We start from the raw sequence: 12,903 nt of genomic DNA, 5'->3' as shown, positions 1-12,903 counted from the left end.
GCTCGCAAGGCGCTGAAATTCCATTCAATTCGATCCATCTTTCGGTGTTCCGCCATGATTTCTTAAGATTTCGCATACCCAAACGCGGCAATCTTCGGCGCAGGCACAAGGGGTAAGTTGAAGATGACTAATTTAGGAGAAACACGTCGATCGCCGCTCAGGGCTGCAGCGATGATTGCAATGCTGGTTGCATCCCTCGCCATCCCGTTTCTTGCGGTGCGTCACCTGCCAGAGCCGATCGTGGACTGGCTGCTGGAGATTGACAGCCGGTCGCAGGCGGAACTCTGGGCCGAGCGCACTGTCAATCTTCTTGAAGGCGGTGCCATCGGTTTCGGCAATCGCCCCCTGTCACCGGAAGAGATCGCCAACCTGGCGCATATCCCGGATGTGAGCGATTACTACCGGGTCAAACTGCTGAACAGCCAGGGGGAGGTTTTCTGGTCAACGCGACCGGGGGATATCGGCACCATCGACATGCCTGCACATGTGGGGACCCTGCTGTCGCGCGGTGACGTGCACCTGACGGATATGCAATTGCGCCCGGATGATCTCGCCGAACTGGCTCAGCATGCGCATCACGACAGCAGCGCCCATGACGATGCGTTCTACGAGATTTTTGTGCCGGTCATGCGCAACGGCGTCTTCCTCGGGACTGTCAAATTCTACGCGGATGTCATGATCCTGCGGGAGATGTTCGAAGAGAGCATCGGCGAGTGGATTTTTGTCGCGGCCTGTGTCGTCCTGGCGGTGATGATCACGATAACGGGCCTCATGGCCTATCTGTCCCGCAAACAGATGTCGGCCTTTGAACGACGCGCGCGCGAAGAGCGCGAGATGATGGACCGGCAGGTCAAGCTGGCGCGGGAGGTGCGGCTGCTGGGGGAGTTGAACGAATGGCTGCAATCCAGCCGCTCGCTGAACGAGCTTTTCGACATGGTGGCGCGGTTCATGAAACATATCCTGCCCGAAAGCGAAGGGTCTCTTTACGTCTACTCGAACTCGCGCGACGTGCTGGATGGGGCGGTGTCGTGGAATGGCGGCAATCACCGGGACCACATCCACCCCGAGGCGTGCTGGGGGTTGCGCCGCGGGCGGGTGTATCATTTTGGGCAGAGCGAGGTCGATTTCGCCTGCGAGCATTCCGAGCCCAATGATGGGCGCCCCTATTTCTGCCTGCCGGTCCTGGCCCTCGGCGAGACGATCGGGCTGCTGCATCTGAGGAAACATGCCGATGTGAGCTTGCAGGAATTCGAGGAAAGCCGCCGTCTGGCGCAGATGTGTGGCGAGCAGATTTCGATGGCACTGGCCAATGTCCGCATGCGCGACGAGTTGGAGGATCGCTCCATTCGTGACCCGCTGACCGGTCTTTTCAACCGCCGCCACATGCTCGACAGCATGCGCAGGCTGATCGTCCGCGCCGATACGACCGGTGCGCGCCTGCATGCGGTCTACGTGGACATCGACCACTTCAAGAAGTTCAATGACAATCACGGGCACGATGCCGGTGACATGGTGCTTCGCGCTGTCGGGGACCTTCTCGTGAAATCCTGCGATGGTGATGAGATTGCCTGCCGTATGGGCGGCGAGGAATTCATGCTGCTGCTGCCCGATCTGGCAACTGATGCCCTGAAGGCCCGGATCGAAACCCTGCGCCAGGAAGTCGCCGGCATAACCGTTCGCTATGGCGAAAAGGCCCTGCCGAAAATCACGATTTCCGCCGGCATCGCCAGCTATCCCGATCATGGCGCCATTACCGCAGGACCTGCTGCTCGCCGCCGACAAGGCGCTCTACAAGGCCAAGGATGACGGGCGCAACCGGGTTGTCATGGCCTCTCTCGACGCCCCGGCGGATCGCCCGAATGCGAATTCCACCGCGTCCGGCGGCAAGCCGCCTCACAACATCGCGGCACAATAGGCGACAGCCCCGGATTATCTGTCTGGACAAGCGCAACCTATCCTTTGAAAAGAGGATATGGACCTGATGGCACAATATCCCGGCCTTGCAGACCTGCGGCGCCGGGCAAAAAAGCGGCTCCCGCTATTTGTCTGGGAATTCCTGGACAGTGGCACCGGCGCCGAGAAGACGCGCAATCGCAATCGCACCGCTCTTGATGCCCGCCTGCTGATGCCGTCGATCCTGCACGGCGAGTTCGCACCCGACTTGTCGGTCGACCTATTCGGGCAAACACTCCCCCTGCCCTTCGGCATCGCCCCTGTGGGCATGTCAGGCCTGATCTGGCCCGATGCAGAGCGTCACCTGGCCCGCGCGGCCGCGAGCGCCGACATCCCCTACACGCTTTCGACCGTGGCCAGTCAGACACCGGAGGATGTGGCGCCAGCAATGGGTCAACATGGCTGGTTCCAGATGTATCCGCCCCGCGATCCCGATATCCGCACGGACATGCTCAATCGTGCCCGCGCCGCCGGGTTCAAGGTGCTGGTCCTGACGGTTGACGTCCCGGTCGCCTCCCGCCGCGAACGGCAGGTGCGCTCGGGCCTTACGACACCGCCCAAACTGACCCCGCGCCTGCTGGCGCAGGTTGCCTGCCGCCCGGCCTGGGCCCTGGGAATGGCGCAACAGGGGATGCCACGGATGCGGATGATCGACAGCTATGCGGGCGATCTCAAGGGGCTGCCTTCGACCAGCCACGCGGGCTACATGCTGCGCACCTCGCCGGACTGGGACTACCTGCGTTGGCTGCGCGATGCCTGGGACGGCCCGATGGTGGTCAAGGGTGTGATGCGCGCCGAAGACGCCAAGACCCTTGAGGATGAAGGGATGGATGCGATCTGGATCTCGAACCATGCCGGCCGGCAATTCGACGCGGCCCCTGCCACGATTGACGTCGTCGAAGACATCCGCGCGGCCACGAAACTTCCCGTGATTGTCGATGGCGGGATCGAAGGCGGCCTTGATATGCTGCGCGCGATCGCCCTTGGCGCGGATTTCGTCATGATGGGGCGGGCCTGGCATTATGCGCTGGCGGCCCTTGGCGCGCAGGGCCCCGGCCACCTGACCGCGATCCTGAAGGCCGACCTGGAATCGAACATGGGACAACTGGGCGCGCGACGGCTTGCAGACGTCCGCAGCCGCCTGTGCCAACCCGGGTAGTCGGCCCCACCCGGTCGACAGTAGGTACACCTATCAACCACCTGAAATACATCACTTTTCAGATATGACTCTTTTCCAGTTTCGCTGCCCAATCGGGTAAAATCTGTCGCGAAAGGGTTACCCGTTGACGCAGAGGCATTGCACAAACCTTACACAAATCTTACAAGGCGGCAGGGATGGCGCTGCAACGCAGCAAAACAAGTCTGACGATGCCCCATCCCGAACCGACAACTTGGGACAACAGGGGATGAGCCAGTGGCCGAATTCAAGAAAATCCTGATTGCCAACCGGGGCGAGATCGCCATTCGCATCATGCGCGCCGCCAACGAGATGGGCAAACGCACCGTCGCCGTTTTCGCCGAAGAGGACAAGCTGGGCCTGCACCGCTTCAAGGCGGACGAAGCCTATCGCATCGGCGAGGGTCTCGGACCGGTCGCAGCATATCTTTCCATCGACGAGATCATTCGCGTGGCCAAGGAAAGCGGCGCCGACGCGATCCACCCGGGCTATGGCCTTCTGTCGGAAAACCCGGATTTCGTGGATGCCTGTGTCGCCAACGGCATCACCTTCATCGGTCCGAAGGCGGAAACCATGCGCGCTTTGGGTGACAAGGCCAGCGCCCGGAAGGTCGCGGTCGAAGCCGGTGTGCCGGTCATCCCGGCGACCGAGGTTCTGGGCGATGACATGGATGAAATCCGCCGCCAGGCGGACGAGATCGGTTACCCCTTCATGCTCAAGGCAAGCTGGGGCGGCGGCGGTCGCGGCATGCGCCCGATCCTGAAGCCCGAAGAGCTGGAAGAAAAGGTGCTGGAAGGCCGTCGCGAAGCCGAAGCAGCCTTTGGCAATGGCGAGGGCTACCTCGAAAAGATGATCCAGCGCGCCCGCCATGTCGAGGTGCAGATCCTGGGCGACAAGCATGGCAACATGTATCACCTCTATGAGCGTGACTGTTCGGTCCAGCGCCGCAACCAGAAGGTCGTTGAACGTGCGCCTGCCCCCTATCTGACCGAAGATCAGCGCGCCGAGATTTGCGATCTGGGCTACAAGATCTGCAAACATGTCAATTATGAATGCGCCGGCACGGTCGAATTCCTGATGGATATGGACAGCGGCCAGTTCTACTTCATCGAGGTGAACCCGCGCGTGCAGGTTGAGCACACCGTGACTGAAGAAGTCACCGATATCGACATCGTGCAGGCGCAGATCCGCATCGCCGAGGGCAAGACGCTGGCCGAGGCGACCGGCAAACCCAGCCAGGACGATATCCGCCTCAACGGTCACGCCCTTCAGACCCGGATCACGACCGAAGATCCGCAGAACAATTTCATCCCCGATTATGGCCGCATCACCGCCTTCCGCGAAGCGACCGGCATGGGCATCCGCCTTGACGGCGGCACCGCCTATTCCGGCGGCGTAATCACCCGCTATTACGACAGCCTGCTGGTCAAGATCACCGCCCATGCGCAGACGCCCGCGGCGGCGATTTCCCGGATGGACCGCGCCCTGCGTGAATTCCGTATCCGGGGCGTCAGCACCAACATCGCCTTCGTCGAAAACCTGCTGAAACACCCGACGTTTCTTAGCAACAAGTACACCACCAAGTTCATCGACGAGACGCCGGAACTCTTTAATTTCGGCAAGCGGCGCGACCGCGGCACCAAGGTTCTGACCTATATTGCCGACATCACCGTGAACGGGCATCCCGAGACGTCGAACAAGCCCAAACCGCCTGCGGATATCAAGCTCCCGCGCCCGCCGCGCACACCGCTTGAACAACCCCCGGCCGGGTCCAAGACGCTGTTGGACGAAAAAGGTGCCAAGGCGGTGGCGGACTGGATGCTGGACCAGAAACGTCTGCTTCTGACCGACACGACCATGCGCGACGGGCATCAGTCGCTCCTGGCGACGCGGATGCGGTCGATTGACATGATCGCCGTGGCGCCTGCTTACGCGCACAAACTGCCGCAGCTTTTCTCGATGGAATGTTGGGGCGGGGCGACCTTTGACGTGGCGTATCGCTTCCTGCAGGAATGTCCGTGGCAGCGGCTGCGTCAGCTGCGGGCCGCGATGCCCAACCTGCTGACCCAAATGCTGCTGCGCGCGTCAAACGGCGTGGGCTACACGAATTACCCCGACAACGTTGTGCAGGAATTCGTGCGCCAGGCGGCCGAGACAGGCGTGGACGTGTTCCGCGTCTTCGACTCGCTCAACTGGGTCGAAAACATGCGCGTGGCGATGGATGCCGTGGTCGAAAGCGGCAAGATCTGCGAAGGCACGATCTGCTACACCGGGGATATCCTCGACCCGGACCGCGCCAAGTATGACCTGAAATACTATGTCTCCATGGCCAAAGAACTGGAAGCCGCCGGCGCGCATGTGCTGGGCCTCAAGGACATGGCCGGGCTCCTGAAACCCGCCTCGGCCAAGGTTCTGGTCAAGGCGCTCAAGGATGAGCTGACCATTCCGGTGCATTACCACACCCACGACACGGCGGGCATCGCCAGCGGCTCGATCCTGGCCGCAGCCGAGGCGGGTGTGGACGCGGCGGACTGCGCGATGGATGCGCTTTCTGGAAACACGTCGCAGGCAACGCTCGGCGCTGTGGTTTCGGCCCTGCAGAACACCGACCGCGACACCGGCATCGACATGGCCGCCGTGCGCGAGATTTCCGACTATTGGGAAGAGGTCCGCGCGCATTACCGTGCGTTCGAGACGGGCATGCAGGCCCCCTCCTCCGAGGTTTACCTGCACGAAATGCCCGGCGGCCAGTTCACCAACCTCAAGGCGCAGGCCTCGAGCCTTGGCCTGGAAGAGCGGTGGCCCGAAGTGGCCCGAACCTATGCGGACGTCAACCAGATGTTCGGCGATATCGTCAAGGTGACGCCGTCGTCGAAGGTTGTCGGTGACATGGCGCTGATGATGGTCGCACAAGGCCTCACGCGCGATGACGTCGAAGATCCCGACACCGATGTGGCCTTCCCCGACAGCGTTGTCGATATGATGCGCGGCAATCTGGGCCAACCGCCAGGTGGGTTCCCCGAGGTGATCCTCTCGAAGGTTCTCAAGGGCGAAGCGCCGAATACGGAACGCCCCGGCAAGCATCTTGAGCCTGTCGATCTTGAGGCAACCCGGCAATCTCTCAGCAAGGAGCTGGAAGGTAAGGCCGTGGATGACGAGGACCTCAACGGCTACCTGATGTATCCCAAGGTTTTCCTGGATTACATGGGCCGCCACCGCACCTATGGCCCCGTTCGCACCTTGCCCACACGTACCTTCTTTTACGGCATGGAACCGGGTGAAGAGATCAGCGTCGAAATCGACCCGGGCAAGATCCTCGAAATCCGCCTTCAGGCCGTGGGCGAGACCCAGGATGACGGCGAAGTACGCGTGTTCTTTGAACTCAACGGTCAGCCCCGGGTGATCCGTGTCCCCAACCGCCTGGTCAAATCGCAAACCGCGCAGCGGCCCAAGGCCGAGCCGGGCAATGCCAATCACGTGGGCGCGCCCATGCCCGGTGTGGTGGCCAGCGTTGCGGTCGCCGCCGGACAGGAGGTCAAGGCCGACGATCTGCTCCTGACCATCGAGGCGATGAAGATGGAAACAGGCATCTATGCCGAACGTGACGCGGTGGTCAAAGCCGTCCATGTTCAGGCCAGCGGACAGATCGACGCCAAGGACCTGCTGATCGAGTTGGAGTGAAACCGGGCGCCCGGCCCTGTCGCGGGGTCGGGCGTTCATGTTTTTACTGGCGCCTGCAAACGAATCTTCTAAGGCTTGCATCTGACCCTTTTGCCCGCAGGAGATCGAGATGCAGAAGCTGTTGGTTTTCACCGATATTCACATCGTACCTGACGGGGCCGACATCATCGGCCTCGATCCCATGGCACGGTTTCACCAAGGGTTGGACCATGCCCTGGCAACCCATCCGGATGCCACCCGGATCATCATCACCGGTGACCTGGCCCACCACGGCGCGAACGAGGAATACATCCGCCTAAAATCCGCACTGGCCGAATGCCCCTTGCCGGTATCTCTCCTGATCGGCAACCACGACAACCGCGCGCGGTTTCGCGAGACCTTTGCCGACGTGCCTATTGATGATGGCGGTTTCATTCAGTCTTTTCAGGATGTTGACGACTATCGCCTTGTCTTTCTCGACACCGTCGACGAGACCGCCGAGATCGCCCATAGCGGATTTCTCTGCGCCGCAAGGATGGACTGGCTCGACCGTGTGCTGACCGAGGCCGGGGGTCGCAGGGTCATTGTATTCATGCACCACCCGCCCATTACCAGCGGCTTTGACGCGATGGACCGGATCGGGCTGCGCAACCGGGCCGAGGTCGCCGCACGCCTGAAGGCCCACCCCAATGTCTGCCAACTGGTGGCGGGCCACGTACACCGGACGATCTCGGGATCGGCCTGTGGCATCCCGACCGCCGTCTTCAAAAGCCCCTGTCACCAGATGCCGATGGTCCTGGTCCATGAGGACGAACACCTCTCGGTCGATGAGCCGGGCGCCTATGGCTTGCTTTTGCTGACCGATGAGGGCGTCATCGTGCATACCGAGGACTTCAACCTGCCTCCGCATGACGTCATCAGCTATGCAACCCCGAAGGAGACCGCCGCATGAGCCTTGCCATAACCCCGCTTTACGGTGGCCTGATTGGCCTTCTCCTGGTGGTGCTGAGCGTGCGTGTTATCCTTCGCCGTCGCGCCGCCCGTGTTTCCGTCGGCGACGGAGAGGACAAGGATTTGCGCAAGCGCATACGGGTCCAGGCCAATTGCGCCGAATACGCACCGATCGGTCTGCTCCTGCTGGCCATGGCCGAATTGCAGGGCGCGCCGGGATGGGTTGTCCACCTTTTGGGGCTGATGCTGCTCGCCGGGCGTATTTTCCACGTCTACGGCTTCGGATCAACCCCGCAGATCATCCCGATGCGCCAATTGGGCATGGGCCTCACCTTTGGCATGCTGATCCTGGCATCATTGGCGAGTATCGGCCACGCCCTGACATAAAGAACGAGGCATATCATGTTGGAACTCCTGAATGATCCGGCTGTTTGGGCGTCCTTCCTGACCCTGACGATCCTGGAAATCGTGCTTGGTGTGGACAACGTGATATTCATCTCCATCGCGGCCTCGAAACTGCCCGAACATCAGCGCGCAAGGGCCCGGTTACTCGGCCTGATGGGGGCGCTTGTCCTGCGGATCGGGCTCCTGTTCTCCATCGCGTGGATCGTGGGCCTGTCAGCGCCAATCGCGACCATCATGGGATGGCAGCTTTCGTGGCGGGACCTGATCCTGATCGGCGGCGGCCTCTTCCTGATCTACAAGGCCGCCACCGAGATTTTCGAGGAGGTCGAGGGTGACGACCTCCACACCACCGAAGAGCGCGTCGTCGACGCCGTCTTCATGAGCGTGATTTTCCAGATCATGCTGCTTGATCTGGTATTTTCCGTCGATTCCGTGATCACCGCCGTTGGCATTGCCGATCACCTCGAAGTCATGATCGCCGCGGTCTGCGTTGCCATCGTGGTGATGATGGTCGCGGCCAACCCGATTGCCGATTTCGTCGAAAACCACCCCAGCACCAAGATGCTGGCCCTCGCCTTTCTGGTCATGGTCGGTATGGCGCTGGTAGCGGACGGATTTCACTACCACGTGGAACGCGGTTTCATCTATGCGGCGATGGTTTTTGCTGGTGCGGTTGAAGGGCTCAACCTGCTGCGACAGCGGCGCCGCCGGGCGGCACGATCCTAGACGACAGGGTTTTGCAGGTGAAATTTCCGCGCGCCGTGCTATCTTTTGGCTCAGCCACGACATCCGCCCGCGCGGATCGTCGCCGCCAGGAGGAGAATACGACATGTGTCGCATGTTTGCCGGACAAGACCCGGAACGCTACGAACTTGAAACACGCCGGATGCGATTGAACGGCCAGAGCACCAGCATAAGACTGGAAAAGTCATTTTGGCATATTCTGGATGAAATCGCCGGAAACGAAGACCTGACATCCCCTGCATTCGTTTCCAAACTTCACTCGGAAGTGCTTGAATTACATGGGGAACCCAAGAACTTCACGTCCCTTCTGCGCTGTGCCTGCCTGGTCTATCTCGAAAGCGGCTCTCCGGTGCGTGATGCGCCGATCGCGGCGGAATAAGTCAGCAACCTCAACGTAGTATCCGTTTACTACCCGGACTTTGCGCCACCGCGTTAGCCTTCCTGAAACATCAACCGTTCGGGAGGGCAGTATGGCAAAGGCCATTCACAGCATGATTCGTGTCTTGGACGAGGCGCGATCGCTGGCGTTCTACAAAAATGCGTTCGGGCTCGAGGTAGCCGACCGGCTCGATTTCGAGAATTTCACGCTGGTCTATCTCAGCAACGCCGAAAGCAGTTTCGAGCTCGAGCTGACGATCAACAAGGGCGAAACCGAACCTTATGACCTTGGCAACGGCTACGGCCATTTCGCCGTACTGGTCGAGGATCTCGAGGCCGAGCATGCCCGTTTCGAGGCCGAGGGGCTGAACCCGCGAAAGCTGGTGGAGTTTGCCCCCGACGGAAAACTCGTGGGGAAATTTTTCTTCGTGGCCGATCCGGATGGCTACGAAATCGAAGTGCTGCAACGGGGCGGCCGCTTCAAATGATAAAATTCAAGGGAGGAAACAAAATGGAAGAGACCAAGATGCGGGGGCTGACCCGGCGGGAATTGCTGTCGCGCAGCGCCGCCGCCGGGGCAAGTTTCGTGGTGGGCGCGGGCTTTGTGGCCGGATCGGATGCGGCCTGGGCGACCGAGATGAACGCCCTCAAGCCCGAGACATTTGCGACCCTGGTGCAGATGGCGCGCGATATCTATCCGCATGATCATGTGGGCGATGAATACTACGTCGCGGCCGTCAAGGGGTATGACAAACCCGAAGCCGTCGATCAGACCGAGGCAGGTATCCGCATGCTCGACGATGCGGCACGCAGCAAGGGCTTCGGCAGCTACCTCGACGTCGGTTGGGAACGCGACCGCGTGGACATCCTGCGCAGCCTGGAAAACAGCGCGTTTTTCCAACAGGTCCGCGGCGGGCTTGTGACCGGGCTTTATAACCAGAAAGCCGTCTGGCCGCTCTTTGGGTATGAGGGCGAGTCCTATTCCCAGGGCGGTTACATCGACCGCGGCTTTGACGACATCAACTGGCTTTGAGCCATAGCCAACGAAGGAGAACATGACTATGGCTGCACCTTTTGAAATGAGCGACGACAGCGTCATTGTCGTCATCGGAACCGGCGCCGGTGGCGGCGTCCTTGCCAACGAATTGGCGCAACGCGGCGTCAGTGTCGTGGCGCTTGAGGCGGGCGGACGTTACCTGCCCGAAGACTATGTAAACGACGAGTGGGAAAGTTTCGGGCAACTGGCCTGGCTTGACCCGCGCACCACCTCGGGCGACTGGCGTGTTGCCAAGGACTTTTCCGGCCTGCCCGCCTGGATCGTCAAGGCCGTTGGTGGCACGACAACGCACTGGGCCGGTGCGAGCTTGCGCTTCCAGGAGCATGAGTGGAAGGCCAAGACCACCTATGGCAACGTGCAGGGCGCCAGCCTTCTCGACTGGCCTATTGACGCCGCCGAGATGGACCCGTGGTACACGCTTGCCGAAAACAAGCTGGGCGTGACCCGCACGGGCGATCGCGCGGGCCTGCCGGGCAACAACAACTTCAAGGTCTTCGAGGCCGGTGCCAAAAAGCTCGGCTATGAGCAGGTCCATACCGGCCGCATGGCCATCAACAGTGCCGATTATGATGGCCGCCCCGCCTGTCAGCAGACCGGCTTCTGTTTCCAGGGCTGCAAATGGGGCGCCAAGTGGTCCGCCGCCTACACGGATATTCCGAATGGCGAGGCGACGGGCAATCTTGAAGTGCGCGAACGCGCCCATGTGCTCCGGATCGAACATGGCGAGGACGGCAAGGTCAACGGCGTGGTTTATGCCGATGCCGACGGGAACGAACACAAGCAGATGGCGCGCGCAGTCTGCGTCGCGGGCAATTCGTTCGAAAGCCCCCGCCTGCTGCTCAATTCTGCCACGTCCATGTATCCCGATGGGCTTGCCAACAGCTCGGGCCAGGTCGGGCGCAACTACATGCGGCACATGACCGGGTCGGTCTACGCGGTCTTTGAAGAACCCGTGCGGATGTGGCGTGGCACCACGATGGCCGGGATCATCACCGATGAATCGCGTCACGATCCGTCGCGTGGCTTCGTCGGCGGCTACGAGCTTGAGACGCTCGCGCTTGGCATCCCCTTCATGGCGGCCTTCCTCGACCCAGGCGGATGGGGGCGTGAGTTCACCACTGCCTTGGACAGCTACGAGAACATGGCGGGCATGTGGATCGTGGGCGAAGACATGCCGCAGGAAACCAACCGCGTCACATTGAACCATGACGTCAAGGACCAGTACGGCATGCCGGTGCCGAATGTGCATTTCGATGATCACCCCAACGACATCGCCATGCGCAATCACGCCTACAAGCAAGGTGCGGCGGTTTATGAGGCGGTGGGGGCCACGCGAACCTTCCCGACCCCGCCCTACCCGTCCACGCACAACCTCGGGACCAACCGGATGTCGGACAACCCGCGCGACGGGGTGTGCAACGCCAATGGCCGCACCCATGATATCGAGAACCTGTTCATCTCGGACGGCTCTCAGTTCACCACCGGTGCCGCCGAGAACCCCACGCTCACCATCGTGGCGCTGGCCATCCGGCAGGCGGATCACATCGCCGGAGAGCTTTCCGCCGGCAATCTCTGATCCGTCAGCGGATAGAAAACAAGCGGCGCCCGGGTTTTCGGGCGCCGTTTTTCGTGGATAGCTTCAGCCCTACGCGGCGCCGGACGGCAGGTAGGGAATGCCGCCCGTCGCGTCGGTATCGTCGACCACGAAAAGGCTGCTGACGGTGCCGCCCTGCCGGGCCTTGGCAAAGGGCGCGTAATCGGGGTCATCGGCAAAAGCCTGCGCCGCCTCGACCGAGGGAAATTCGATCAACGCGATCACGTCCACATCCGGCATGTCACCTTCCAACGACGTCTTGTTGGCACTGCGGCTCAGGTACTTGCCGCCATGTTTCGCGGCGATGTCATGCACCTTCGCAGCGTAATCCGGGATCCATCCGTCATCGGTCACCTTCACCTGCGCAATCAGATATGCAGCCATTCCTTCTCTCCCTGTTTCTTGTGGGCACCGGATATGGCGCCGCTATGGGACCAAACCTAGCGCCAATACGCGATTGGCAGAAGACAGGAATCCGCGCTCAGCCTGCGACATTGGTATGGAAGGCAGGCCACGATCCCACCGTCGGCCGCGAATTCTTGCCGACCCCGGATGATCGCACCAACCGCTGCACAAAAAAATCCACCGCAGATGCGATTTCCCCTTGCAGGGAGCGGCGATGGATTATATCTGACGCCTCACCCAAGGAAGCGGGTGTAGCTCAGGGGTAGAGCGTTACCTTGCCAAGGTAAATGTCGTGAGTTCGAATCTCATCACCCGCTCCAAAATCATCCATCTGCCCCATCGAAATTCTGCGTGAAGCGCCTTTGGCTTATCTTTGCCTGTCCCTCAATCCGCAAAAGCGGAAATTGTGGAACGTTTCATCCCGATAGAAAAAGATTTCCGGTCATCATCTTGACCGGCTCGGTGCCCCCGCCGTCGAAGCATTCGGGCATCTCTTTGTCGGGCCTATTCTGGCCAAGATTTCGCCCGCGTGAATACCATTGCCTTGGGGGTGGTGGATGACTAGTAATCGGGTGTGAC

Annotated in this window: 12 protein-coding genes and 1 tRNA gene; 12 read left to right on the top strand and 1 reads right to left on the bottom strand. The window is 60.9% G+C overall.

What is annotated here, in order from left to right; all coding sequences use genetic code 11:
• Positions 1-180: 180 nt before the first annotated feature.
• The 11 genes from RBB29_RS18190 (at position 181) to RBB29_RS18140 (ending at position 11,901) form a co-directional block, all read left to right on the top strand.
• The gene (locus RBB29_RS18190; RefSeq protein WP_306115749.1) at positions 181-1,806 is read left to right on the top strand and encodes a diguanylate cyclase; all 1,626 of its coding nucleotides are present in this window, start codon (positions 181-183) and stop codon (positions 1,804-1,806) included.
• Entirely contained in the window at positions 1,742-1,915 is a 174-nt protein-coding gene (locus RBB29_RS18185) for a hypothetical protein (RefSeq protein WP_306115748.1), read from the top strand. Before RBB29_RS18190 ends, RBB29_RS18185 begins: the two co-directional genes overlap by 65 nt.
• 57 nt (positions 1,916-1,972) lie before the next feature.
• Positions 1,973-3,112 carry an alpha-hydroxy acid oxidase gene (locus RBB29_RS18180; RefSeq protein WP_306115747.1) on the top strand — a complete coding sequence of 380 codons (1,140 nt, stop codon included), beginning with the start codon at positions 1,973-1,975 and terminating at the stop codon, positions 3,110-3,112.
• Between the two features lie 255 nt (positions 3,113-3,367).
• Positions 3,368-6,811 carry a pyruvate carboxylase gene (locus tag RBB29_RS18175; protein WP_306115746.1) on the top strand — a complete coding sequence of 1,148 codons (3,444 nt, stop codon included), beginning with the start codon at positions 3,368-3,370 and terminating at the stop codon, positions 6,809-6,811.
• A gap of 109 nt (positions 6,812-6,920) precedes the next feature.
• Positions 6,921-7,742, top strand: coding sequence for a phosphodiesterase (locus RBB29_RS18170; RefSeq protein WP_306115745.1), 822 nt, complete (start codon positions 6,921-6,923; stop codon positions 7,740-7,742).
• Positions 7,739-8,128, top strand: coding sequence for an MAPEG family protein (locus RBB29_RS18165; RefSeq protein ID WP_306115744.1), 390 nt, complete (start codon positions 7,739-7,741; stop codon positions 8,126-8,128). The genes RBB29_RS18170 and RBB29_RS18165 overlap by 4 nt, the downstream gene beginning before the upstream one ends.
• Before the next feature lie 15 nt (positions 8,129-8,143).
• On the top strand, positions 8,144-8,872 hold the full coding sequence (locus RBB29_RS18160; protein ID WP_306115743.1) for a TerC family protein: 729 nt from the start codon (positions 8,144-8,146) through the stop codon (positions 8,870-8,872).
• A gap of 103 nt (positions 8,873-8,975) precedes the next feature.
• Entirely contained in the window at positions 8,976-9,269 is a 294-nt protein-coding gene (locus tag RBB29_RS18155; protein ID WP_306115742.1) for a ribbon-helix-helix domain-containing protein, read from the top strand.
• Positions 9,270-9,360: 91 nt separating this feature from the next.
• On the top strand, positions 9,361-9,756 hold the full coding sequence (locus RBB29_RS18150) for a VOC family protein (protein ID WP_306115741.1): 396 nt from the start codon (positions 9,361-9,363) through the stop codon (positions 9,754-9,756).
• Between the two features lie 23 nt (positions 9,757-9,779).
• Positions 9,780-10,301, top strand: coding sequence for a Twin-arginine translocation pathway signal (locus RBB29_RS18145; protein ID WP_306115740.1), 522 nt, complete (start codon positions 9,780-9,782; stop codon positions 10,299-10,301).
• 28 nt (positions 10,302-10,329) lie between these two features.
• The gene (locus RBB29_RS18140) at positions 10,330-11,901 is read left to right on the top strand and encodes a GMC family oxidoreductase (RefSeq protein ID WP_306115739.1); all 1,572 of its coding nucleotides are present in this window, start codon (positions 10,330-10,332) and stop codon (positions 11,899-11,901) included.
• Between the two features lie 69 nt (positions 11,902-11,970).
• Here the strand turns inward: RBB29_RS18140 and RBB29_RS18135 are convergent, their stop codons facing one another.
• Positions 11,971-12,303, bottom strand: a complete 333-nt coding sequence (locus tag RBB29_RS18135) for a DUF1330 domain-containing protein (RefSeq protein ID WP_306115738.1) — start codon at positions 12,301-12,303, stop codon at positions 11,971-11,973.
• Positions 12,304-12,569: 266 nt separating this feature from the next.
• On the opposite strand from RBB29_RS18135, the gene RBB29_RS18130 reads away from it, so the two are divergent.
• Positions 12,570-12,644, top strand: a tRNA-Gly gene (locus RBB29_RS18130).
• Positions 12,645-12,903: the final 259 nt, after the last annotated feature.

The organism is Roseovarius sp. MMSF_3359 (assembly GCF_030733385.1).
Lineage (GTDB): Bacteria > Pseudomonadota > Alphaproteobacteria > Rhodobacterales > Rhodobacteraceae > Roseovarius.
The sequence above is the reverse complement of the archived record's forward strand: the minus strand, read 5'-3'. Positions and strand labels throughout refer to the sequence as shown.

Coding starts and splice junctions, on each gene's coding strand:
- RBB29_RS18180 (WP_306115747.1), top strand. CDS start 1,973: ATGGACCTGATGGCACAATATCCCGGCCTTGCAGACCTGCGGCGCCGG.
- RBB29_RS18155 (WP_306115742.1), top strand. CDS start 8,976: ATGTGTCGCATGTTTGCCGGACAAGACCCGGAACGCTACGAACTTGAA.
- RBB29_RS18190 (WP_306115749.1), top strand. CDS start 181: ATGCTGGTTGCATCCCTCGCCATCCCGTTTCTTGCGGTGCGTCACCTG.
- RBB29_RS18140 (WP_306115739.1), top strand. CDS start 10,330: ATGGCTGCACCTTTTGAAATGAGCGACGACAGCGTCATTGTCGTCATC.
- RBB29_RS18185 (WP_306115748.1), top strand. CDS start 1,742: ATGGCGCCATTACCGCAGGACCTGCTGCTCGCCGCCGACAAGGCGCTC.
- RBB29_RS18160 (WP_306115743.1), top strand. CDS start 8,144: ATGTTGGAACTCCTGAATGATCCGGCTGTTTGGGCGTCCTTCCTGACC.
- RBB29_RS18135 (WP_306115738.1), bottom strand. CDS start 12,303: ATGGCTGCATATCTGATTGCGCAGGTGAAGGTGACCGATGACGGATGG.
- RBB29_RS18150 (WP_306115741.1), top strand. CDS start 9,361: ATGGCAAAGGCCATTCACAGCATGATTCGTGTCTTGGACGAGGCGCGA.
- RBB29_RS18170 (WP_306115745.1), top strand. CDS start 6,921: ATGCAGAAGCTGTTGGTTTTCACCGATATTCACATCGTACCTGACGGG.
- RBB29_RS18145 (WP_306115740.1), top strand. CDS start 9,780: ATGGAAGAGACCAAGATGCGGGGGCTGACCCGGCGGGAATTGCTGTCG.
- RBB29_RS18165 (WP_306115744.1), top strand. CDS start 7,739: ATGAGCCTTGCCATAACCCCGCTTTACGGTGGCCTGATTGGCCTTCTC.